We start from the raw sequence: 20,597 nt of genomic DNA, 5'->3' as shown, positions 1-20,597 counted from the left end.
TCGCACTGCGGTCCCAGGGGACCGCCGAGGTGAGCCGGCCGGGGTCGGGCTGGGCCGGCACCTGCCGGGAGTTGATCACATACAGGCCCTTGAGCAGGCCGGCGACACCGGCCGCAGCGTCGGTGTGGCCGAACACCGCCTTGTTGGAGCCCACGTACAGGGGCCGGCGGCCCGGCCCGCGGTCCCTGCCGTAGACCTCGTCCAGCGCCATGAGCTCGACCTGGTCGCCGAGCGGGGTCCCGGTGCCGTGGGCCTCCACGTAGTCGAGGTCCGACGGGTCGAACCCGGCGATGCCGAGGGCGGAGCGCAACAGTTCGGCCTGGGCGAGTCCGTTGGGCGCCGTGATGCCGAGGCTGCGGCCGTCGTGGTTGACCGCGGAGGCGCGCAGGACCCCGTAGATCCGGTCCCGGTCGGCGACGGCGTCGGACAGGCGCTTCAAGACGACGACGCCGCAGCCGTCACCACGCAGGATGCCGTCGGCGTCGGCCGCGAACGGGCGGCACCGCCCGGTCGGCGAGATCGCGCCGATCCGGCTCATGAAGACGCTCAGCTCGGGGGTGATCATCAGGCTGACGCCGCCGGCCAGGGCGACATCGCTCTCGCCGGATCGCAGGCTCTGGCTTGCCAGGTGCACCGCGAGCAGGGAGGAGGCACAGGCGGCGGTGACCGAGGCCATGGGCCCGCGCAGGTCGAAGGCATAGGCTAGCCGGCCCGCCACGAAGCTGAACTCGTTCCCGCTGGCGTAGTGCGGCCCGATGCCGGTGATGCCGAGCGTCTTGGTGTGCAGCGTCGCGTAGTCGGGGGCGAACATCCCCAGAAACGCCCCGGTGCGGGTGCCGCGCCAGGCGTCCGCGGGCCGGCCGGAGTCGGTCATCGCCTCCCACGCCACCTCCAGCATCAGCCGCTGCTGGGGATCCATCGCACTCGCCTCACGCGGCGCGACTCCGAAGTAGGAGGCGTCGAACCGGTCGATCTCCTCCAGGAAGCCTCCGACGTGGCTGGCCGTGCCCGGGCCGGCGCCGTCGGGGGCAGCGTCGCCGCGGTCCCAACGGCTGGCGGGGACGTCCTGGAAGACGGGGGACCCGGAACCGAGCACCGCGCCGAAGGAGCGGAGGTCGCGAGCACCGCCGGGGAACCGGCAGCCGATGCCGACGACGGCGATCGTCGTGGTGTCCGGGCTCGTCAGCGGTCGTTCTGCCATGGAAAATACTCCCTGCTCTACAATGATCTTCCGCAGTCCGGCATCGGAATTCCGTGGTGGGATACCGGAGAGGGCGACCGATGGATGAGCCGCAGCGCTCGGGGTCTGGATATGTCGTCGTCTGGGTGGCGGTGGGCGCCGCGCCCGGCGGCGGGGCGCTCAGCCTGGATCAGCGCGCCGGGCGGTACCGCCGGGCGCGGGCGGCTGCGCACCACGTCGGCCGGCAACTGGTGGCGGCGTACACGTCATGTGCGCCGGACCGGCAGGTCTGGGAGCGCGACGGGCGGGGACGCCCACTGATCGTCGAGCCCGGCGGCCTGCATGTGAGCCTCAGTCACGCCGACGCCGTGGTGGCGGCCGCCCTGGCGTGGGACGCTCCGATCGGTGTGGACGTCGAACGGCTGCGACCGCTGGCTGATCGCGGCGCGCTGGCCCGCACGGCCCTGTCCGCGGCCGAGCAGCAAGCCGTGGACGAACTGCCGGAAGCGCTCAGGGACGCCCAGGTGCTCCGCTTCTGGACCCGGAAGGAGGCCGTGGCGAAGGCCCTCGGCAGCGGGCTCGCCACAAACCTGCGCGGCATAGTCACGACCGCCCGTGGCGCCGTGGTGTCGCTCCCGGAGGTGTGCGGCGACATCTCCTCGTGGTCGGCGGCCGATCTTCCGGTTCGGGACGACGTGATCGCCTCCGTCGCGGTACGGGCGCCGAGCGTTCGGGTGGTGACCCGGACACTCGCACTGCCCGAGGACGGCGGCTGAACCGTCCTGAGTGGCGGTGCCGGCGCGACCGGCGCCGGCCGCCCGGTGTCGTGGCCGGAAGGCTCGGCCGGGTCCTCGGCGTCCGGCAGACGACGGACGGCCGCCCCCGTACCGGGCGTCACGAACCGGTGAGCCATCATGGCCACAGCGTTAGAAGGCCGGAGCCAGGATCGGGGCGCGGAGCGTGCCCAGGTAGGGGTGCCACAGGTGGGACGGGTCGTTCTCGACGGCGGTCACGGTCTCGCGCATCACACGCAGGACGTCCGGCTCCCCGTCGTCGTAGAGGTCCCCCTGCAGCAGGCGGAGGACGTCCAGCCGGTACTTCGGGTCCTGCACGAACGTGGTGAACAGGATGTTCAGCCGGTAATAGATCGAGATGAACTCGTACCAGTTGCGGACGCCGTTGCGGATCGTCTTCTCGTAGGTGGCGAACCTGGCCTGTGAGAAGTCGTCGGCGTCGATGGCCGTGATGATGTCGTGGCACGCCAGCCGCGCGCTGTTGAGCGCGACGCCCACACCGCTGGAGAAGATCGGGTCGACGAACCGCGCTGCGTCGCCGATCAGCAGGTACCGGTCGCCGCAGATCTGCCGCATGGCGTAGCTGTAGTCGCCCTCGACCTTCAGGGGCGTCACCTGCTCCGACTTCCGCAGCGCCTCGTACAGATCAGGCCGGCTCTCCACGAAGCTCCAGAAGAACTTCTCGCGGTCCATGTTCGCCTCGGCGAACTGGTGCTTCTGGGTCACCACCCCGATGCTGGTGACGGTGTCGGAGATGGGGATCTGCCAGACCCAGGTGTCGCTGATCGGCAGGAAGTGCACGTAGATGTAGTCGTGCTTCTCGGCGCTGTTGGCGGCCGCGGCCCGGTCGAGGCCCTCGAACCAGGCGTGGATGGCGTACTGGTCGAAGACCGGGTCCGCCTCCTTGATCCCGAGCTGCCGGCCCAGCATGGTCTGGCGGCCGGAGGCGTCGACAACCATCTTCGCGGTGACATCCACCTCGCTGGGGCCCATCTTGCAGGTCAAGGTGACCTTCTCCGGGTCGTCGAAGTCGACGCGCATCGCCCGGATCCCCTGGAACACCTTGGCGCCCAGGCTTTCGGCGTGCTTGAGCAGGATGAGGTCGAACCGGCCGCGGTCGACGTGGAAGGTGTAGTCCCGGTCGACCCCCGGCTGCGGGCGCTCGCTGAACAGGACGTCGGCCACGCCGAAGTCGTGCTCCAGGGTGCCGGCTTGGGTGGAGGAGACGTTGGCCGTCTGGGACGAGGTCCAGGCGGCGCCGTACTTGCGCGGGAAGCCGGCCGCCTCGACCGGATCCATCGCCCCGGTCTCCAGTAGCACCCTCGTGGTGGCCGGGACCAGCGACTCGCCCACATGCGGCCGGGGAAAGTTGGCGCCCTCGAACACGGCCACCGACTTGCCGGCCTTGGCGAGGTACGCGGCGGCACTGGAGCCGGCCGGACCGCCGCCGACGATCACGACGTCGTAGTCGACACTCATCGTTGTCAGAAGCCTTCCGCGGGGGCGGTCATCAGACCGGTGACGAGGTTGCTGATGGCGGCGATGTCCCGGAAGTTCGCCGCGTTGATCGACGCCAAGGGCACGGCGACGTGTATCTCCTCCCGCAGGAAGTTCAGTAGGAGCGCGCTGTTCATCGAGTTGAGGACCTCCCACTCCAGCAATGGGGTGGACTCGGTGAGCTCACCCTTCGGGTCACCGTCGAGAAAGCTCTCTTTGATGAAGGTCGTAATCCGCGGTGTGACCTCATCGAGGGTCATTACGCCCGCCCTTTCCGTTACGTGGTGGGATGTCACAAGATCCAGTTCATGGACTGCTCGGCCCCAGGCCGCCGCCGGCGCGCGCCTTCAGCGCCGGGCGGTCGATCTTGCCGTTGTCGTTCCTGGGCAGCGGTGAGAAGATCCGCACCTCGTCGGCCACCATGTAGCGCGGCAGGTGCTGGGCGAGGTACTGCCGCAGGGCCAGGACCCCGAGGTCGCGGCCGGACCGCGGAGCCGCGAACACCACGAGGCGGGTGTCGAGTCCCTCGCCCACCGCCACCGCGGCGGCCTCCGCCACGTCGGTGTGGTTCTCGAGCACGGACTCCACCTCGCCGAGCTCGACCCGGTGCCCGCGGATCTTCACCATCTGGTCGCGGCGCCCGAGGTAGTCGAACGCGCCGCCGGGCAGGACCCGCACCAAGTCGCCGGTACGGTAGGGGCCGCTCTGCGGCGGATGACCCCAGTACCCCGGCATCACCGTGGGGCCCTCGACGAGGAGTTCGCCCTCCTCGCCGGTGGCCGCGACTCCTCCGTCGTCCCGCAGCGCCCAGACCCGGTCGCCGCTGGCCGCGATCCCGATCGGAACCGGTCGGTCGCGGTCCAGATCCGCCTTCGTGACCTTGTGGAAGGTGCACACGTTGGTCTCGGTCGGGCCGTAGAGGTTCACCATCCGCGCGCCGGTCCAGTCGGCCAGGTCGCGCAGCTGCGTGATGGGGAACGGCTCGCCGGCGAACAGCACGGTGTGCAGTGCGTCCGGCGCGGGACGGTCGAGGAGCCCGCCGTACCGCATCATGACCGCGAGGGCGGACGGCACCGAATACCACACGCTGATCCGCTCCAAGTGGAGGAACTCGACGAGCTGCGCCGGCGCGAAGGACAGCTCGGGGGGGACGAGGTGCACCGACGCGCCGGCGCGGAATGCCACGTACAAGTCCAACACCGACAGGTCGAAGGCGAACGGCGCATGGTTGGCGAACCGGTCGTTCTCCCCCGGTGCCACCAGGTCGTGCGCCCAGTCGACAAACGCAAGGGCGTTGCGGTGGGTCAGGCGCACGCCTTTGGGCGTACCGGTCGACCCTGACGTGTACAGGATGTACGCGAGATCTTCTGGGGTGGTGTCGACAGCGACCGCCGGCGCCGGGTCGTAGGGGCCGTCGAGTTCCTCGCAGCGGACGTCCGGGCCCAGCTCGCCGGAGATTCGCGCGATCCGCGAGCGGTTCGTCACGACGACCCGCGCCGCGCAGTTCCGGGCGATGGTCGCGACCCGGGTCACCGGGCTGCTGCCGTCGACGGGCACGTAGGCGGCGCCGAGCCGGAGGACGGCCTGCATCGCCGCGACCGTCTCCGGGCTCTTGGCCGCCCAGAGCACGACCCTGTCGCCGTGCCGGACGCCCCGGCGCTGCAGCCTGGCCGCGATCGCGTCGGCCGCGGCGTCGAGTTCGGCGTAGCTGACCGCGCCGGACGGCCCGCTCACGGCCGACGCGCCGGGCCGGCGCGCGGCGGCCTCGATGACAAGTCGGTGGAGGCTCACAGCCCTTCCTCCCTCGCGATGAGTTCCAGCTGGATCTCGGTCGTCCCGGAGAAGACGGTGGTGGGCAGGCAGTCCCGCAACTGTCCCTCGATCCCGGTGTCGGCCAGGTAGCCGGCCGAGCCGAACAGCTGCATGGCGTCGAGGCTGTTGGCGACCGCGGCCTCCGACACCGCGGTCTTCGCCATGGCGATCGCGCCGATGTCCGTACGGCCCTGGTCCAGCAGCCAGCAGGCACGGTGGAGGAGCAGGCGCGCGCCCTCCAGCCGCTGGCGCATCCGGGCGATCCGGTGCGACACCGCTTGGAACCCGGTGAGCTTGCGCCCGAACTGGCGCCTGCCGGTCGTACGGTCCACACACTCGGCCAACTGCCGCTCCATCAGCCCCAGGTACGCGGCGAACAGGCAGCCGCGCTCCCACCCCATGGAGTGCTGGAAGATCGCCCCGCCGCTGCCCTCGGCCCCGAGCAGAAACTCGGCCGGTACGACGCAGCCCTCGAACCGGACCCGCGCCGCCAGGCAGCCGTTGAGTCCCATCTTCCGCAGCGGTGGGCCGACGACGAGGCCGTCGAGGTCCCGCGGCACGGCGAACGCCGAGATACCAAGGAAGCCAGCCGACGGGTCGGTGACCGCGTAGGTGACGAACACGTCCGCGATCGGGGCGTTGCTGACGAAGGACTTCTCCCCTTCGAGCAGATACCCCTCGTCCGTGCACGTGGCGGTGGTCCGGATCCGTCCGACGTCCGAGCCCGCCTCGTCCTCGGTCATGGCGTTGCCGGCGATCAGGTCGCCCGCCGCCATGCCCGCCAGCAGCCCCCTGGCCTCGTCCGTCCCGAACTCCGCGACGGGCACCGCGCACGACAGCAGGTGCGCCGCGACCCCGAAGACCAGGCCCATGTCGGGACAGGAACGGCCGAACGCCTCCAGTCCCAGCGCCGTGTCCAGCGCCCCCAGGCCCGCGCCACCGTGCTCCTCGGGCAGGCACAGCCCCGTCAGGCCAATGCCCGCGGCGTCCTTCCAGGCCACCCGCGCCGACTTCGGGTCCGTGGAGGTCTCGTGCTCGGCGAACCGCTCGGCGACGGCCGCGCTTGTACGGGCATAGTGTTCACGCTGACTCGGTGACCAGTCGAAGTCCATCAGTCGCTTTCCGGTGCGTATTCGAGCGCTGCCAATTCAATGCCATCTCGATGGCCGTACTCAGAAAACGACGGTGCCGCGACAATATACCGTTCTGGTCCGACGCATTCGGCAACAATAGGCTCCCGGCGGGCGAACCCCAACCCTTACCGCACCCTTAAGCGGCGGATGACGCAGTTAGGGGGACCGTAGGGGTGCCAGTAGGGGGCAATCCCCGTATCGTCCGCACGTGCGGCGGTGCGTAAAGGTCGGATAACGCGCGCTCCCATACCGGGAAGCGCCCCGTCAGGCACGACCCGCGTCCTGCCGTGCCCCGGAGAGCACCGACGAGATCACGTCGATCGCTCCGGCCCGGCAGCCCTCCAGATAGAAGTGGTCGCCCGGGAAGATCCGCAGATCGAACCGGCCGGTCGTGTGCTGCGACCATGCCGCCGCGTCATCAACGGCCACCTTCGGGTCGCTGTCGCCGACCATCGCGGTGACGTCGCAGGACAGCGGGGGCACGGCCTCGAACCGGTACGTTTCGATGGCCGTGTAGTCGGCGCGGATCGTCGGCAGAACGAGGTTCAGCAACTCCTCGTCCGCCAGGATGCGCGGGTCCGTGCCGCCCAGCGCCCGCATCTCCGCGATCAGCGCGGGCGTGCTCGCCCGGTGCAGCTCCTCGTGCCGGACGACGGAGGGCGCCCGCCGGCCGGAGACGAAAAGGTGCGCGGGGCCAGTCCCCTCCTCCCTCGCGATCCGGGCGGCCACTTCGAACGCGAGCACCGCTCCCATGCTGTGGCCGAAAAACGCGTATGGCTCCACCAGCCGCGGACGGATCGCCGCGTGGATGCGGTCGGCCAGGTCGGGGATGCCGCGGGCGTGGGGCTCGCCGGCGCGGTCCTGACGGCCCGGATACTGCACGGCCAGCGCCTCGATGTCCGCCGGCAGCAACCTCGACCACGGGTAGAAGTAACTGGCCGCGCCGCCCGCGTGCGGGAAACAGAACAGGCGCACACCTTCCGGTGCCTGGCGGTAGACGCGGACCCAACTGTCGCTCTCGGTTTTCTCCACTGCCGCCATCCTCCTGAGCCCAGCAAAAATAGCCGATTCCTCATCAGTGTCCGACTCTATCCCCTGCCATAATCCAGCGAACCCCTATCAGGCCCCTATTGTCACCGTCCTGCATTGCCCGGTGTTGACGGCGCCCCTAATCTCGGACTAACGGCGTGGCAGCGAACACCGCAGGCGGGATGGGCGAATGCTCAGCATGGATGAAAAAACCGAACTACTGACCCGGCGGTGGCGCTTCCCTGACTTGGCCGACGAGGCCGCCCTGGCCCGACTGTGGGGGCTGGCCGCGGCCCAGGGTTGGTTCGACCTCGACGGCCTCGCCGCTGCCGTCGCACTGGTCCGGGCCACCGGGGCGGTGGCCTGCCCGCTGCCGGTCATGGACGGCTTCGTCGCCGCTGGCCTGCTGGCGGGGACCGGGCGGCTCACGGCCGGCATCGCAGCCGGTGACGTCCGGATCCTGGTGGCGCCGGCGGACCCGGCGGCCGCGACCGCACCATTCATGGAGGGCGGGACGGCCGCCACGCACGTCCTGCTGCTACCGCCCGGCGGCGGGTGCGCCTCGGTCCGGCCGGTGGAGTTCGCCGTTCCGCAGCCCGGACTGGCCTCGCCCGCCTGGGCCCGGCTGCACCTGGGCGCGCCGGAGGCCGTCGTCGACGTCGGTCCGGAGCAGGCCGGCCGGGCCCTGTGCCTGCTCAGGCTGGGCCTGGCGACGCGAGCGATGGCGGCCGCCCGGCAGACGCACGACCGGTCGGTCGCCCATGCGAAGGTCCGCCGGCAGTTCGGCCGGGCGATAGGCGGGTTCGGCGCGGTCCAGCAGCGCACGGCAACCCGCCAGATCGAACTCGTCGCGGGCGAACTTCTCATCGATGACGCAGTCCGCAGGCACGCCGCCGACGCGCCGGACCGGATCCTGGCCATGGAGCTCGCGGTGTCGCACGCGGCCTCCGTCGCCTCGCGCATTCAGATCAGCGCACACCACACTCTCGGCGCCGGCGGGTACATGGAGGGGCACGATGCCCCCTGGTTCTTCCGCCGGGTCCATGCCGACATCGCGCTGCTGCCGGCCTGTCCACCGCCGTGCGGAACGGTCGCCGACATCCTGATCGCGGCCGCGGCCGGCCTGCCCGCCGTGGATTCCACCGCACAGGCGGCGGCGATGCGCGAGGAGGCCCGCTCCTTCTGCGCCGAGAACCGGACCCCGGTGCGGCTGTTCGCCAAGAGTGACGACCCTGCCGTGGTGGCGGCGATGGCCGCACGGAAGTGGTTCGGGATGACTTGGTCCGCCGCCGACGGCGGCCGCGACGCCACCGTCGCCGAGCAACTCGCGGTGCTGGACGAGACCGCCTACCACCAGCTGCCGGCGGCCATCGCGATGGCCGCGGTGCCGGTGGTCGGCGATCCCATCGCCGAGTACGGGACGGCCGAGCAGAAGGCGAGGTACCTGCCCCGGATCCTGGACGGGGCACTGACCTTCTGCCTGGGCTACAGCGAGCCCGAAGCGGGCTCCGACCTCGCGTCGCTGACCACGACTGCGATCCGGGACGGCGACGACTGGGTGATCAACGGGACGAAGTCCTGGATCGCCAACGCCCACGCCGCGGAGTACATCTGGCTGGCGGTGCGCACAGACGTGGACGCGGCCCTGCCGCTCGCCGGCATCAGCATGTTCCTGGTCCCGATGGCGGCCGCCGGGGTCAGGACGGAGCCACACCAGGCCCTGTCCGGGCAGACCTGCTGCACGGTGCGTTTCGACGACGTCCGGGTCGGCGATGGTGCGCGGGTCGGGCCGGTCAACCGCGGCTGGCAGGTCATCACGGACACACTCGCCGGCGAACGCCTGCATCTGGCGGGCGAACTCGCCGGAATGTCCCGACGGCAGCTCGACGAAGTGCTGGCGGCCGTCCGGTCCGATCCGGGCGGCGCGCCGCCCGGATCGGACCGGCGGGCCAGGCTGAGCACCATGGCCGTCCAGGTCCAGGCGGTGAACGTGCTGCTCGCCGACGCGGCCAGGAAGGCCGAGTCCGGCGCCGCCCACACCGCCCGCCTCGCCTCGGCGATGGCCGGCGTGCAGGCCGCGGAGGTGGCCGAACAGCTCAGCCGGGACGCCCTGGACATCCTCGGCCCGGCGGCGGCGCTGTGCACACCGGACGCCCCCGGCGCGGGAATCCTCGAGCAGGGCCTGCGACTGTCGGTCCTGGCTTTCCTGGGCGGCGGAACCAACGACGTGCAGCGCGGACTGATCGCCCGCGGCCTCGGCCTGAACTGACCGGCCGGGGGCCGCCCGGCGGATCCGCCGGTACGCGGCGTCGCACCCCGGCCGGAACCCTGGCCCTGCGGCGCCCAACGCGACCACCACAGTGGACCTGGGCTTCACCGGACCAGGCCGAACGACCCCGACGTCCACCGACCACGCAAAGACCCGCCTGATCATCGCCACGGCTTCGGCTTCCACTCCGCCGAAGCCATCATCGCCTTCGTCATGCTCACCCTCGCAGCAGACAAGCCCACCCTCCCCGGCCGTCAACTCGCAACCCGATGACCCACACTTACGGCAGGAGAGCCGAATTTCCCGTCTGGGTCACGGGCAGCCCCATCGCCGCGGGCAGCACCATCAAACTCCAGAAGGACGCCGCCAACACGGCCGCCGTCTACGACGTCGACTCCGTCGATCTGGAAAAGGTCGGGCCCGCGCTGACCCAGCTGGCCAACTCGCTGTCCGTGGTCGGCTACGGCGCGGGCCCGAACTTCGGGACCGATTCCACGGTCGCCATCCAGAACACGGTGAACGCGGCCCGCTCGCAGGGGAAGTCGGTGTGGATTCCCCAGGGCAGGTATCTGACCAACAGCCTGGCACCGACGCCGCTGGACTTCACCGGGGTCAAGGTGCAGTGCGCCAGCATGTGGTATACCACCCTCTACCGGAAGGTTCCACTGCCGACGCCCGCCGGGTGGCGCTCGGAGGTCCTGGTCGACTCGGGCACCACGCTGACGGACCTTCAGATCGACACCAACGCCATCTGGCGCAATGTGGGCGGCGACGGCGGTTCGGACTACGGAATCAACGCCAGCGGTGCCGGCGGCTGGCTGGTCGACCGGATCTGGACCCGGCATGTGGACGCGAACTGGCTGTCGGGCAGCAACGGCGTCATCGAGAACAGCCGCACCGCGGACACCTACGGCGACGGCTTCAACGTCAGCAACGGCAACACGCCGAACCCGGACAAGCTCGGCAAGAACATCACGGTCCGGAACAACTTCGCCCGGAACACCGGTGACGACTCCTTCGCGACGTATTCCGACGCCGGCGCCGGCGGCACGAACACCCAGGTGGACGGCACGAAGATCCTCAACAACACCGCGATCGCGCCCTGGTGGGCCAACGGCATCCGGGTCGCCGGCGGCGAGAACATCCAGGTGAAGAACAACCTCGTGAACAGCGTGTCGTCCAACAGCGCCATGGACATCGGCGTGTACGGCGACACGGGGAACCCCCTGACGTCGGTCACGGTCAGCGGGAATGTCCTCCTCGGCGGCGGTGGCTGGAATGGCACCCGGCACGGTGTGCGAATCAGTTCCCCCCGAGTACCTCGCTGTTTCCGACCGCCCACTCGAACGTCACCATGACCGGCAACACCCTACGTGGCTCCCTTCGCGCGGCCTCTACATCGACACGGTGCGCGACAACATCACGCTGACGAACAACACGATCGACCATCCGGCAAAGCAGGGAATCTGGATCGCGTCGGGCGTCACCGGCACTGGCACCGGCACCGGCACCGGCACCGGCAGCTTCACGGGTAACACCGTGACGAACCTGCTCCCGGGGCAGGTCGCGACGCAGAACGACTCGTCGTCAACGTTCAAGATCTCGGGCTGAGCGCACCGGCCCGGCCCCACCCGTCAGTTCGCGGTCGAGCATGCGCTCCGGTTCCCCCGGACGCGCGCTCGATCATGTGCGCCGCACAGTTGGCGGCCGGCTGCGGCAACCCAACGACGGTGCCGTGGAAGGGAGTTGTGCGCGTACGCCCTCACCGGCTGCCCACCGGCACGGTCGTTCTGCCGACCGGCTCCCGGCCCGGGAAGCACCCGGCGTAGGCTTGCCGTTTCAGGCAGAGCGCGCACAGGCTCTGCCCAAGCCGGGGGATGAGATCGCATTGATCGGTGAGCCAGAGTCCGAAGGGGATACAGGGGATACAGGGGATACGGAGAGCCCGTGGTCGTCCGACCCATCCGTATCCGTATCCGCAGACACCCTCGATTCCGACGCCAACGGTTCCCGAACGCGGCCGTGGACATGGGCGTTGGGGGCGGTCGTCGCCACCTCGGCGGCCTGGGCGCTGATCCTCCAGCTGTCCGGATACGGGCAGGCGTCCCACCCCGACCTCCACCACTACCGGCTCTCCAGCAGTCCTTGCAGCGGCTCCAACCTCAAGCCCCTGACCGACTCGTTCGGCACGAGCCAGTTCGGTGCGACCCCGGCGGACACCCGGACCGGTCCCGCGCTCGACACAGCCCAGTGCACGCTCACCGCGCAGAAGTCCGTCGGAGTGCACTGGCAGGCTTCCTACAACACCCTCGTCACGGTGCAACTGCACAAGAAGACCGACCCCGCAGCCGAATTCGACGACCTCAACAGCCCGCACAGCCCGCAGCCGGAGATGTCCTCGAACGTCGCCCTCGATCCGTCCACCGGCGTCGCGACAACCAGCGTGGCCCAGCACGTCGTCCCTGTTCCCGGTCTCGGTGACAAGGCGTATCTGCTCACCGACGGCAACAACGAGACTCTGACCGTCCTGCACGGCGGCGCGGTCCTCACCCTTACCGTCGATGTCCTGGAGCAGTGGAACGGCCCGGGCGAGGTCCCGCCCCCGGACGCCAACGGCTTCCCGCAGAAGCCACCCCGCACGACCAGCCTCCGCCCGGCCCTCATCGCCACGATGCGCAGCCTGATGTCCTCGCTGTCCGGCTGAGGGCTGTCCGGCTGAGAGCTGTCCTTCCGAGGGCTGTCCGGCTGACGGCCGCGTTCGTCGGCCTGCTGTCTGCTGTCTGCTCATCGTCGGGCGACGGGTGGCCGGTCCCTGCGCTGAACCGCCGCCCGACAGTCCTCGCAGTCGCGGCGATACGGCGGCCCGCGAGGTAAGGGCCTGTCCGGCGGATCCAGCCGTGGCCGGACAGGCCCCTGGTCCCGAGCAGGCTCAGTGCTTGAGCGTGAAGGCGAAGTCGCGGTTCCGGGGGCAGGCCAGACCGGGCACGGGTGCCCACCGGCCGCGGCGCGCCCGCGGCGGCAGCGGACCGTACGGCGACTGCCAGGCGGGGCGCTCGCGCTGGAGCCGGTCCGGCGGTTCGGGCCGTACGGAGCGCACCCTCACCCGCTCCAGGACCGCGAGTGTCGCGGTTTCCCCGCAGGCGTGGCAACGACGGCGGACGAGCGGCAGGCAGGTGGTCGTGGCCACCCAGGTTCTGAGCATGGAAGTACACCGGTTTCAGTGAGAGGACCGCAGCAAAAAGGAGCGCGGCGCACCTGCGCGACGCGCGACGATTCATCACTCGGGAGGTCTCACAGGGTGTACAACGGAACGTCCTTGCCTGGACAACTTGGTTCGGCAGCACGGTAATCGCGGACAGCCCCGCTGTTCCACCGGTTTTCGGGCGCCGCACCGCCAAAGCCGGACCCCGGCTTCGGCGCTCGGGCTGACACGGTCAGGGCTTGGTCGCGAACACCCACCGGTTGCCGGCCAGCGCGTCGTTCTGCTCGGGCAGCGGGCCACGGCCGTGCTCACGGGTGAAGTCGAACGGGGTGCGGACGGACGTGGACCAGCCCCTGCCCGCCAGATCGCCCGCGGAGTCGGGCCGCGGCCCGCGGTCGAACAGGTCGAGCAGGTCGATGCCGATCTGCTGGTTCGTCGCGATGTAGAGCGGGCTGTCGCGGTACTCCAGCAGGTCCCTCTCCAGCTTGACCTCGTACGCCAGAGCACTACCCGCCGTACTCAGCCGATCCACCGTGTCGATGAGGAACGCCTCGGCGGAATCGGGCAGGTAGAACAGGAGCCCCTCGGCCAGCCAGACGCTCGGTGCGGCCGCATCGAAGCCGGCGTCGGTCAGCGCTGTGACCCAGTCGGCGCGCAGATCGACCGGGATCTGTACGCGCGCCGACTTCGCGGTGGCCGGCAGTCCGGCGAGCACCTGGTGTTTGAACTCCAGCACGCCTTCCCGGTCGATCTCGAAGACCACGCAGCCGGCCGGCCAGTCGAGCCGGAACGCCCGCGCGTCCAGCCCCGCCCCGAGCAGCACCACCTGGCGGGCGCCTCCCGCGTGCACCGAGTGGAGGAGAAAGTCGTCCAGGACCCTCGTCCGCAGACCGAAGTAGCGTGCGAACCGCCCCCACAGCGGGTTCGCGTCGCCGTCCGGCACCTGCTCCATGCGCACCGGCCAGCCCGCGCAGGCCGGCGCGGCCAGCACGAAATGTTCCGCGTAGACGTCCTGGGCCAGGCTGTCATGGCGGTGGGTCTCGATCGCCCGCGCCGCGGCCACCAGGAGGGCGGTCAGACCGACACCCCCTTCCACGTCTTCCACACCGGTACTCCGAGGCGCTGTGTCGACCATGTGTCCTCCCCTTGACGCGAATAGAGACATTCCGAAACAACGTGGCGGCGTCGTACGGTTCCTCGCTCATCGGCCCCGCCGCTCCGGAACCAGCACGGGCTTGACCACGCGGCCCGCGTCGCAGTCGCGTTCGGCCTCGTTGATGTCCGTGAGCGGATATGTACGGATCAGCTGGTCGAAGGGAAACCGCCCGGCCCGCCACAACCCGATCAGCCGCGGAATCAACAGCCCCGGCACCGCGTCCCCCTCGCAGATGTGGGAGATCCGCCGGCCGCGGTCCAGGGCTCCCACCTCCAGCGGGAGCGCGGTGTGCAGCCGCGCCACCAGCCCGAGGTGACCGGTCGGGCGCAGCGCGCGGAGCGCGTCGTTGATCAGTGCGACGGAGGCGGTCGTGTCCAGCGCGAACTGCGCACCGCCGTCGGTCAGTTGCCGGATGCGGCCGGGCAGGTCGGCCGACGCCGCGTGCAGCGGGACCGCGCCCAGCCGCTCCGCGAGGGCCAGCCGTCCCGGGTACCGGTCGACGGCCACGACCACCGCACCGGCTGCGTCCGCCGCCATCACCGCCGCCAGGCCCACCGCTCCCGCACCTAAGTCCACGACGCTCTCGCCCGGGCCGGCACCGAAGGAGTTGAGGACCGCCCCGGCACCGGTGAGGAACCCGCAGCCGAGCGGTCCGAGCAACTCGATCGGCAGCGACGGATCGACCCGTACCGCGTTACGGGTCGACACCAGCGCGTACTCGGCGAACGAGGACTGGCCGAACCACCGCGGCGCCAGCCCGCCCCCGGCCGCATCGGTGAACCGCCCCGCGTTCTCCTCGCGCCCCCCGAAGAGGTTGAGCGAGGCGAAGGAGTCGCAGTAGGCGGGGGCCGCGCCCGTACAGTTCCGGCAGCGCCCGCAGGAGTCGAAGCTCAGCACCACATGGTCGCCGACGTTCAGGCCGGTGTCGGGGCCGCCGGTCTCCACCACGACCCCGGCCCCTTCGTGGCCGAGCACCGCCGGCAGCGGGGAGCGGCCCGCCGAATGCCGCACCGCCAGATCGGTCCGGCACATCCCGCACCCCGCGATCCTGACCAGGACCTCGCCGTCGGCCGGCCCCGCGCCCAACACCACCTCCTCCATGGCGAACCGGCCCTCGTAGGAACGCAGCACCGCCGCACCGAACCTCAACGCCACGCCTACACCTCCTGTGGGCGGTGCACGACGAACGGCTGGAGGTTCCCGTACAGCCCCCACGGTCCACCCGCGACACCGACACCGGATTCCTTGACGCCCGCGAACGGCTGGGCGAGGGACAGCTCGGCGTGGTGGTTGATCCACGCCGTCCCGCACTCCAACTGCCCTGCCACCGCCTCGGCCCGGTCGAGGTCGGTCCCCCACACCGAGCCGCCCAGCCCGAAGCCGGTGTCGTTCGCCGCCTCGACGGCTTCGTCGATGCTTCCGTACGGCAACACCGGCAGCACCGGGCCGAACTGCTCCTCCACCACCACCGGGCTGCCCGGCGGCACATCGGCCAGGATCGTCGGGGCGAAGAAGTAGCCCGGCCGGTCCACCCGATGCCCGCCGGCCACGGCCCGGGCACCGTCGGCGAGCGCCCGGGCCGTGTAACCCTCCATCCGCGCCAGTTGGGGGGCGTTGTTCACCGGGCCCAACTGCACGGCCGGATCGAGCCCCGCACCGACGACGACCGTCTTCGCGCGCTCCGCGAGGGCCTCGACCACCTGGGCGTAGATCCGGGCCGGGGCGTAGACGCGTTTGACCGCCATACACACCTGCCCGCAGTTGCGGAACGCCGCCCAGAACAGCCGGTCCGCGACCTGCTCCACGTCCACGTCGTCCAGCAGGATCGCGGCGTCGTTGCCGCCCAGCTCCAACGTCACCCGGGCCAGTGAGCCCGCCGCGCCGGCCGCGACCACCCGCCCCGTGCCGACCGAACCGGTGAACGTCACATGCCGGATGCCCGGATGGGACGCAAGACGCGCGCCGAGCGGTTCGCGGCCCGTGACGATCGTCAACACGCCCTCGGGCAGGGCGCCGGAGACGATCGAGCCCAACAGCCGCGTGGACAAAGGCGTGTACGGGGACGGCTTGAGCACCACCGTGTTGCCCGCCGCCAGCGCGGGCGCGAACTTCGCCGACGCGAGCTGTAGGGGGAAGTTCCACGGCACGATCGCGGCGACGGGCCCCAGCGACCGCCAGCGGACCTCGCTGCGTACCGGCCGGCCATCGGTGATCGGCTGGCACCCGGGGTCGAGTTCGGCGAAGTACCGCAGCCGGGCCGTCACACGGGCGACCTCCGCGTACGACTCCGCCAGGGGTTTGCCCTGTTCACGGGTGAGCAACGGAGCCAGGTCGGCCCCGGCCACCGCCACGGCGTCGGCTGCCGCGAGCAACGCGGCGGTGCGGGCGGCGGGTTCGTGCCGCCACGTGCGCCAGGCCGCGTGGGCCCGGTCGACGACGGCGTCCAGCTCGTCCGGCTGCTGGTCGGGTGCCTCGTCGAACACCTCGCCCGTCGCCGGATCGACGACGGCGAAGCACTCGCCGCGGGTCCCGGGCGCGGTATCGGGCGCGGGCTGATACGTCGGCATGCCGGCGGTCAGCCCGCGGCGGCGACGACAGCCGCCTGTTCCCGGGCGTGCCGGTCCATCTCTGCCCGGAAGGCGGCCACCAACTGCGGCTGGATCCGCCCCGTATTACGGTCACCGCCCTCACAGACCGCCCCGCGCACCCCCACGATGTCCGTGCCGATACGGGTCAACGCGCCGAGGTCCCCCACCTTGACGCTGCCCGCGAGAGCGGCGAGCAGGCCGGCATCGTGGGCCAGCCGCACGAACTCCCCGCAGACATCCGGCGGAACGTGGTCGAACAACCCCTTCCCATCCTTGATCGCGGTGTCGAGCATCGCCGCATCGCAGCCGGAGCGGCGAGCGATGTCCGGCAACGCGAGCGGGTTGACGCAGCCGATCCGGTGCGCGTCGGCATAACCCGAGGCGACGACGAACGCATCCGGCCGATAGTCCTTCACCGCCCGCACCACCCCGCGCATCACGTCGACGCCCTGGTCGGGCGTCGTGCACCCGTAGAGACCGACCTTGATGTACGAGGCTCCGGAGACCACCGCACCGAGCGCCGCCTGGGCCACCGTGCCGGGCTTGTACGGCACGTCACCCACCGTCGCGGACACCGGCTTGTCCGGCGGGACCGCCTCGCGGATCTCCCTGATCACCCACGGGAAGTTCGCCCCGAGCGACCCCTCGTCGGGCTTCTTCACATCGACGATGTCCAAGTGCTCGGCCGCCCTCGCACAATCGAGGGCCTCCTCGACACCGTCCGGGGAGATGAGAAGCAACAAAGCGGACTCCTTCCCTCGCATGGCCCGCCTGCCACAAGGCAGTTACGCGGAACCGCCCCGACCACCTGCGGCCTGCTCATCATTCCCGCGGCCCCCGTCCCACCGGCAGAGCGCACAGACCCCGTACGGGTCACTCCCACCACATCCCCACGCCCTCGAACGCGCCGCTCACGCCGGCCCGCGCCAACAGCGCGCAACCCTCAGTACTGTGGTTTCGCATGACCGACACCACGATCGAGATCACCGCAGACCTGGTCCGCGACCTGTTGCAGGATCAGCATCCAGATCTTGCAGGGCTGGCCATCCGCGAGGTGGCGGGCGGCTGGGGCAACCAGATGTGGCGCCTGGGGGACGAGTTGGCCGTGCGCATGCAGCGCATGGACCCCACCCCGGAGCTCCAGCTCAAGGAGCGGCGGTGGCTACCCGTGCTGGCCCCGCGCCTGCCGCTCCCGGTGCCGACCCCGGTACGGTCCGGCGAACCGTCCGAGCGCTTCCCCAAGCACTGGACCGTGATGACGTGGGTTCCCGGCGAGCCGCTGGACCACGGCACGATCAGCCGCGGCACCCATGCGGCCGACACGCTGGCGGGCTTCCTCCAGGCGCTCCATGTGGAGGCACCCGCCGAGGCGCCGATCTCTACGGACTTCGGTGCCCATCCCAGGAACTGCACGGACGGCTTCGAGAACTTCTTCCAGGCCGTTGCCCCCGACGACATCGCTGCCGACATCCGGGCCGTATGGGACGACGCCGTCGCGGCCGACGCGTGGGAGGGCCCGCCGGTGTGGGTGCACGGCGACCTGCATCCCGCGAACGTCGTCGTCTCGGACGGAACACTCTCGGGCATCGTCGACTTCGGTAGCCTGTTCGCCGGCGATCCGGCGTGGGACCTCGCCGCCGCATGGGTGCTGCTGCCCGCGGGCGCGGCCGCACGGTTCTTCGACGTGTACGCGCAAGCAGATGAGGCGGCGATCCGGCGCGCCCGCGGGCTGGCCGCTATGAAGAGCCTCTTCCTGATGCTGATGGGGCAGAACGGAGATCGGGGCCTCCCCGGCGGCAAGCCGCACTGGGGACCGGCAGGTCGGGCGGCACTTGATCGTGTTCTGAAGGGCGTTTGACGCACGCTTGCTGTGAACTTGTTCTCGACCTTGGTCGAGGGCCATGGGTGGGTCGCGGCAACCGCGGGGGCGGGGAGGAGCGTCGTTGGATACGGCTGCCATCACGGCGGCCACTCGGTCGCTGCCCCGAATGGACGGTTTCCCGTCCTGATCAGGGTTTGGGCCCGGGGTGGAAGATGACTCTTCAGGGGGGAACCTGATGTTCCGGAAATTCGGCCGCGCTCTTGGTGCGACTGTCGTCGTTGGTGCCGCCGTCCTTGCGACCGCTGGTAGCGCTCACGCCGACGGCGGGCTCATCACGCACTATGACTTCTACGTCTACAACAGCAACGGACAGCTCGCCGGTCATGCGTGGGCCGACGTCGAATGGTTCAACACCTACGCCGCACTCACCGATATCGGCATCAAGGATAATCTCAAGGACGGGCGCGGTGTCCGGTTCGTCGGGTCGAGTAATGTCGAAGGAAAGATTCTGGGCGTGAACAACTCCGGTGCCGGCACCATCGTCCGGGACTCGTACGACTACATCGACACCGGGAGCGGCAGCTCCAAGCTCACGTTCGAGCTGTGCAGCGCCACCAACACCACCACGTACGCGTGCCAGGAACGAACCGTCGGCTGATCCCGCCCTTGCCCGCGTCCCTGGGGGAGCCGTCCCCCAGGGACTTGGGAGTGTGGCGTCTGTGTGGGCCCGGCGGGCCGGGGCCCGGAAGGTTTCGTGGACGGCGGTGACCGATCCGGCCCCCTGGCCGCGGCCAGGGCCGGCGAGCCGGCCAGGGCACCCGGTTCGATCTGGCCGCTCTCCAGGCACAGGTAGTGGTCGGCCAAGCTGACGCGGAGCCCTTCTGCCTCGCCGGTCCAGCGTGTTGTTCCCCGTCGCCACGCACTACCGTCCCGTCAGACGCCGATGCCACCAGCGGGCCCCGAGCTCCACTGGCGCGGTCGGATCGGGCAGGGTCCGCCGCTCGAATTCGTCATCCCGCCGTGCGACGACCTCGCCCAGCTCACGCCTCCCCGGCTCAACCGCCTTTGGGCGCGCAACGCGCCGGGCGACCCCGGTCCACCGGATCCCCCGCGGCCCGTCAACGACACGCCGGCGGCGCCGTACTGGAGCGGACGACCAGCCGGGTCGGCACCAGCACCGCCCCGGGTGCCATCTGCGCGTCGGCGATCTGCCGCAACACCCCCGCCACACACAACCTCCCCACCTCCGCGAAGTCCTGATGGACCGTGGTCAGCGGAGGGGCGAACGACGACGCCTCGGGAATGTCGTCGAAGCCGACGACGCTCACGTCCTGCGGCACCTGCCGGCCGCGCTCGTGCAACGCACGCAACAAGCCCAGCGCCATCTGGTCGTTCGCGGCGAACACCGCGGTGCAGTCCGGCCGTTCGGCCAACTCCAGGCCCGCACGGTAGCCGGACTCCGCCGACCAGTCGCCGCGGACCACCGGCGGCGCCGCGCGCCAGCCCCCCGCGAGCGCCGCCCGCCACGCCTGCTCGCGCCGCCGCGCGGCGAAGGACCCTTCGGGCCCGGCCAGGTGCCACACCGTGGAGTGCCCGAGGTCCAGCAGGTGACGCACCGCCAGATGCGCGCCGCCGACCTGATCGGTGTCGACCACGCTGTACCGGTTGCCCGCATCGGAGTCGACCACGACCACCTGGACATGCGGCGGCAGCGTGATCGTCGCCGCGTCGAGCAGGCTCACCTCCATGATCACGATGATCCCGTCGACGGCGAGTTCCCCGAGCCGGGTGAAGGCCCCGTGCACCCCGGTCTGCGTCGGCAGCGCCACCGGCTGGAGCGTGATCGCGTAGCCCTGTTCGGCCGCCGACACCGCGATCGCCTCCAGGGTGCGGATGTTACCGGTGGTGGCGAGGGTGAACAGGATGACGCCGAGGGTGCGGAACTCGCCCCGTTTCAGGGCGCGGGCCGCGCTGTTGGGGCGGTAGCCGAGCTCCTTCATCGCCCGCAGCACGCGCTCGCGGGTCCCGTCGACGACCCCGGGGTGCCCGTTGGAAACCCGGGAGACCGTCTGGGAGGACACCCCGGCCAGCCGCGCGACGTCGGCCATCGACACC

General features: G+C 70.7%; 19 protein-coding genes. 7 read left to right on the top strand and 12 right to left on the bottom strand.

Annotated elements, in window-relative coordinates; translation table 11 throughout:
* Positions 1-1,201, bottom strand: a 1,201-nt coding sequence (locus tag AC13HU_RS08495) for a beta-ketoacyl [acyl carrier protein] synthase domain-containing protein (protein WP_483041152.1), incomplete at its 3' end; no start/stop codon positions are given.
* An 80-nt stretch (positions 1,202-1,281) separates the two neighbouring features.
* Between AC13HU_RS08495 and AC13HU_RS08490 the strand changes: the two genes are divergently transcribed.
* Positions 1,282-1,956, top strand: a complete 675-nt coding sequence (locus AC13HU_RS08490; RefSeq protein ID WP_483041151.1) for a 4'-phosphopantetheinyl transferase family protein — start codon at positions 1,282-1,284, stop codon at positions 1,954-1,956.
* A gap of 150 nt (positions 1,957-2,106) precedes the next feature.
* On the opposite strand, the gene AC13HU_RS08485 is transcribed toward AC13HU_RS08490, so the two are convergent.
* From AC13HU_RS08485 to AC13HU_RS08465, 5 genes are all read right to left on the bottom strand, one after another.
* Positions 2,107-3,453 carry an NAD(P)/FAD-dependent oxidoreductase gene (locus tag AC13HU_RS08485; RefSeq protein ID WP_483041150.1) on the bottom strand — a complete coding sequence of 449 codons (1,347 nt, stop codon included), beginning with the start codon at positions 3,451-3,453 and terminating at the stop codon, positions 2,107-2,109.
* 5 nt (positions 3,454-3,458) lie between these two features.
* Positions 3,459-3,731, bottom strand: coding sequence for an acyl carrier protein (locus AC13HU_RS08480; RefSeq protein WP_483041149.1), 273 nt, complete (start codon positions 3,729-3,731; stop codon positions 3,459-3,461).
* Positions 3,732-3,777: 46 nt separating this feature from the next.
* The gene (locus AC13HU_RS08475; protein WP_483041148.1) at positions 3,778-5,262 is read right to left on the bottom strand and encodes an amino acid adenylation domain-containing protein; all 1,485 of its coding nucleotides are present in this window, start codon (positions 5,260-5,262) and stop codon (positions 3,778-3,780) included.
* Positions 5,259-6,395, bottom strand: coding sequence for an acyl-CoA dehydrogenase family protein (locus tag AC13HU_RS08470; RefSeq protein WP_483041147.1), 1,137 nt, complete (start codon positions 6,393-6,395; stop codon positions 5,259-5,261). The genes AC13HU_RS08475 and AC13HU_RS08470 overlap by 4 nt, the downstream gene beginning before the upstream one ends.
* A 285-nt stretch (positions 6,396-6,680) precedes the next feature.
* Positions 6,681-7,457 carry a thioesterase II family protein gene (locus AC13HU_RS08465; protein WP_483041146.1) on the bottom strand — a complete coding sequence of 259 codons (777 nt, stop codon included), beginning with the start codon at positions 7,455-7,457 and terminating at the stop codon, positions 6,681-6,683.
* Positions 7,458-7,644: 187 nt separating this feature from the next.
* Between AC13HU_RS08465 and AC13HU_RS08460 the strand changes: the two genes are divergently transcribed.
* The 4 genes from AC13HU_RS08460 to AC13HU_RS08445 all read left to right on the top strand — a co-directional run bounded on the left by AC13HU_RS08460 (position 7,645) and on the right by AC13HU_RS08445 (position 12,418).
* Positions 7,645-9,714: an acyl-CoA dehydrogenase family protein gene (locus AC13HU_RS08460; RefSeq protein WP_483041145.1), complete on the top strand. Its 2,070-nt coding sequence runs from the start codon at positions 7,645-7,647 to the stop codon at positions 9,712-9,714.
* Positions 9,715-9,983: 269 nt separating this feature from the next.
* Positions 9,984-11,072, top strand: coding sequence for a right-handed parallel beta-helix repeat-containing protein (locus AC13HU_RS08455; protein ID WP_483041144.1), 1,089 nt, complete (start codon positions 9,984-9,986; stop codon positions 11,070-11,072).
* Between the two features lie 49 nt (positions 11,073-11,121).
* The gene (locus AC13HU_RS08450) at positions 11,122-11,325 is read left to right on the top strand and encodes a hypothetical protein (RefSeq protein WP_483041143.1); all 204 of its coding nucleotides are present in this window, start codon (positions 11,122-11,124) and stop codon (positions 11,323-11,325) included.
* 424 nt (positions 11,326-11,749) lie between these two features.
* Positions 11,750-12,418: a hypothetical protein gene (locus AC13HU_RS08445; RefSeq protein WP_483041142.1), complete on the top strand. Its 669-nt coding sequence runs from the start codon at positions 11,750-11,752 to the stop codon at positions 12,416-12,418.
* Between the two features lie 225 nt (positions 12,419-12,643).
* On the opposite strand, the gene AC13HU_RS08440 is transcribed toward AC13HU_RS08445, so the two are convergent.
* From AC13HU_RS08440 to AC13HU_RS08420, 5 genes are all read right to left on the bottom strand, one after another.
* Positions 12,644-12,916, bottom strand: a complete 273-nt coding sequence (locus AC13HU_RS08440) for a hypothetical protein (protein WP_483041141.1) — start codon at positions 12,914-12,916, stop codon at positions 12,644-12,646.
* Between the two features lie 232 nt (positions 12,917-13,148).
* Positions 13,149-14,051 carry a class I SAM-dependent methyltransferase gene (locus AC13HU_RS08435; protein WP_483041140.1) on the bottom strand — a complete coding sequence of 301 codons (903 nt, stop codon included), beginning with the start codon at positions 14,049-14,051 and terminating at the stop codon, positions 13,149-13,151.
* Positions 14,052-14,117: 66 nt separating this feature from the next.
* Positions 14,118-15,221: an NAD(P)-dependent alcohol dehydrogenase gene (locus AC13HU_RS08430; protein ID WP_483041154.1), complete on the bottom strand. Its 1,104-nt coding sequence runs from the start codon at positions 15,219-15,221 to the stop codon at positions 14,118-14,120.
* Between the two features lie 8 nt (positions 15,222-15,229).
* A complete protein-coding gene (locus tag AC13HU_RS08425) occupies positions 15,230-16,639 on the bottom strand; it encodes an aldehyde dehydrogenase family protein (RefSeq protein ID WP_483041139.1) in 1,410 nt (469 codons plus the stop codon).
* 8 nt (positions 16,640-16,647) lie between these two features.
* Positions 16,648-17,424: a (5-formylfuran-3-yl)methyl phosphate synthase gene (locus AC13HU_RS08420; protein ID WP_483041138.1), complete on the bottom strand. Its 777-nt coding sequence runs from the start codon at positions 17,422-17,424 to the stop codon at positions 16,648-16,650.
* A 197-nt stretch (positions 17,425-17,621) separates the two neighbouring features.
* Here AC13HU_RS08420 and AC13HU_RS08415 point away from each other — a divergent pair, with 197 nt between their 5' ends.
* Positions 17,622-18,518, top strand: coding sequence for an aminoglycoside phosphotransferase family protein (locus tag AC13HU_RS08415; protein ID WP_483041137.1), 897 nt, complete (start codon positions 17,622-17,624; stop codon positions 18,516-18,518).
* A gap of 169 nt (positions 18,519-18,687) precedes the next feature.
* Positions 18,688-19,140, top strand: a complete 453-nt coding sequence (locus AC13HU_RS08410) for a hypothetical protein (protein WP_483041136.1) — start codon at positions 18,688-18,690, stop codon at positions 19,138-19,140.
* A 460-nt stretch (positions 19,141-19,600) separates the two neighbouring features.
* Here the strand turns inward: AC13HU_RS08410 and AC13HU_RS08405 are convergent, their stop codons facing one another.
* A complete protein-coding gene (locus AC13HU_RS08405; RefSeq protein WP_483041153.1) occupies positions 19,601-20,590 on the bottom strand; it encodes a LacI family DNA-binding transcriptional regulator in 990 nt (329 codons plus the stop codon).
* Positions 20,591-20,597: the final 7 nt, after the last annotated feature.

The sequence above is a fragment of the Streptomyces sp. NH27 genome, from assembly GCF_056859195.1.
The sequence above is the reverse complement of the archived record's forward strand: the minus strand, read 5'-3'. Positions and strand labels throughout refer to the sequence as shown.

Coding starts and splice junctions, on each gene's coding strand:
- AC13HU_RS08490 (WP_483041151.1), top strand. CDS start 1,282: ATGGATGAGCCGCAGCGCTCGGGGTCTGGATATGTCGTCGTCTGGGTG.
- AC13HU_RS08485 (WP_483041150.1), bottom strand. CDS start 3,453: ATGAGTGTCGACTACGACGTCGTGATCGTCGGCGGCGGTCCGGCCGGC.
- AC13HU_RS08480 (WP_483041149.1), bottom strand. CDS start 3,731: ATGACCCTCGATGAGGTCACACCGCGGATTACGACCTTCATCAAAGAG.
- AC13HU_RS08470 (WP_483041147.1), bottom strand. CDS start 6,395: ATGGACTTCGACTGGTCACCGAGTCAGCGTGAACACTATGCCCGTACA.
- AC13HU_RS08465 (WP_483041146.1), bottom strand. CDS start 7,457: ATGGCGGCAGTGGAGAAAACCGAGAGCGACAGTTGGGTCCGCGTCTAC.
- AC13HU_RS08460 (WP_483041145.1), top strand. CDS start 7,645: ATGGATGAAAAAACCGAACTACTGACCCGGCGGTGGCGCTTCCCTGAC.
- AC13HU_RS08455 (WP_483041144.1), top strand. CDS start 9,984: ATGACCCACACTTACGGCAGGAGAGCCGAATTTCCCGTCTGGGTCACG.
- AC13HU_RS08440 (WP_483041141.1), bottom strand. CDS start 12,916: ATGCTCAGAACCTGGGTGGCCACGACCACCTGCCTGCCGCTCGTCCGC.
- AC13HU_RS08435 (WP_483041140.1), bottom strand. CDS start 14,051: ATGGTCGACACAGCGCCTCGGAGTACCGGTGTGGAAGACGTGGAAGGG.
- AC13HU_RS08425 (WP_483041139.1), bottom strand. CDS start 16,639: ATGCCGACGTATCAGCCCGCGCCCGATACCGCGCCCGGGACCCGCGGC.
- AC13HU_RS08420 (WP_483041138.1), bottom strand. CDS start 17,424: ATGCGAGGGAAGGAGTCCGCTTTGTTGCTTCTCATCTCCCCGGACGGT.
- AC13HU_RS08415 (WP_483041137.1), top strand. CDS start 17,622: ATGACCGACACCACGATCGAGATCACCGCAGACCTGGTCCGCGACCTG.
- AC13HU_RS08405 (WP_483041153.1), bottom strand. CDS start 20,590: ATGGCCGACGTCGCGCGGCTGGCCGGGGTGTCCTCCCAGACGGTCTCC.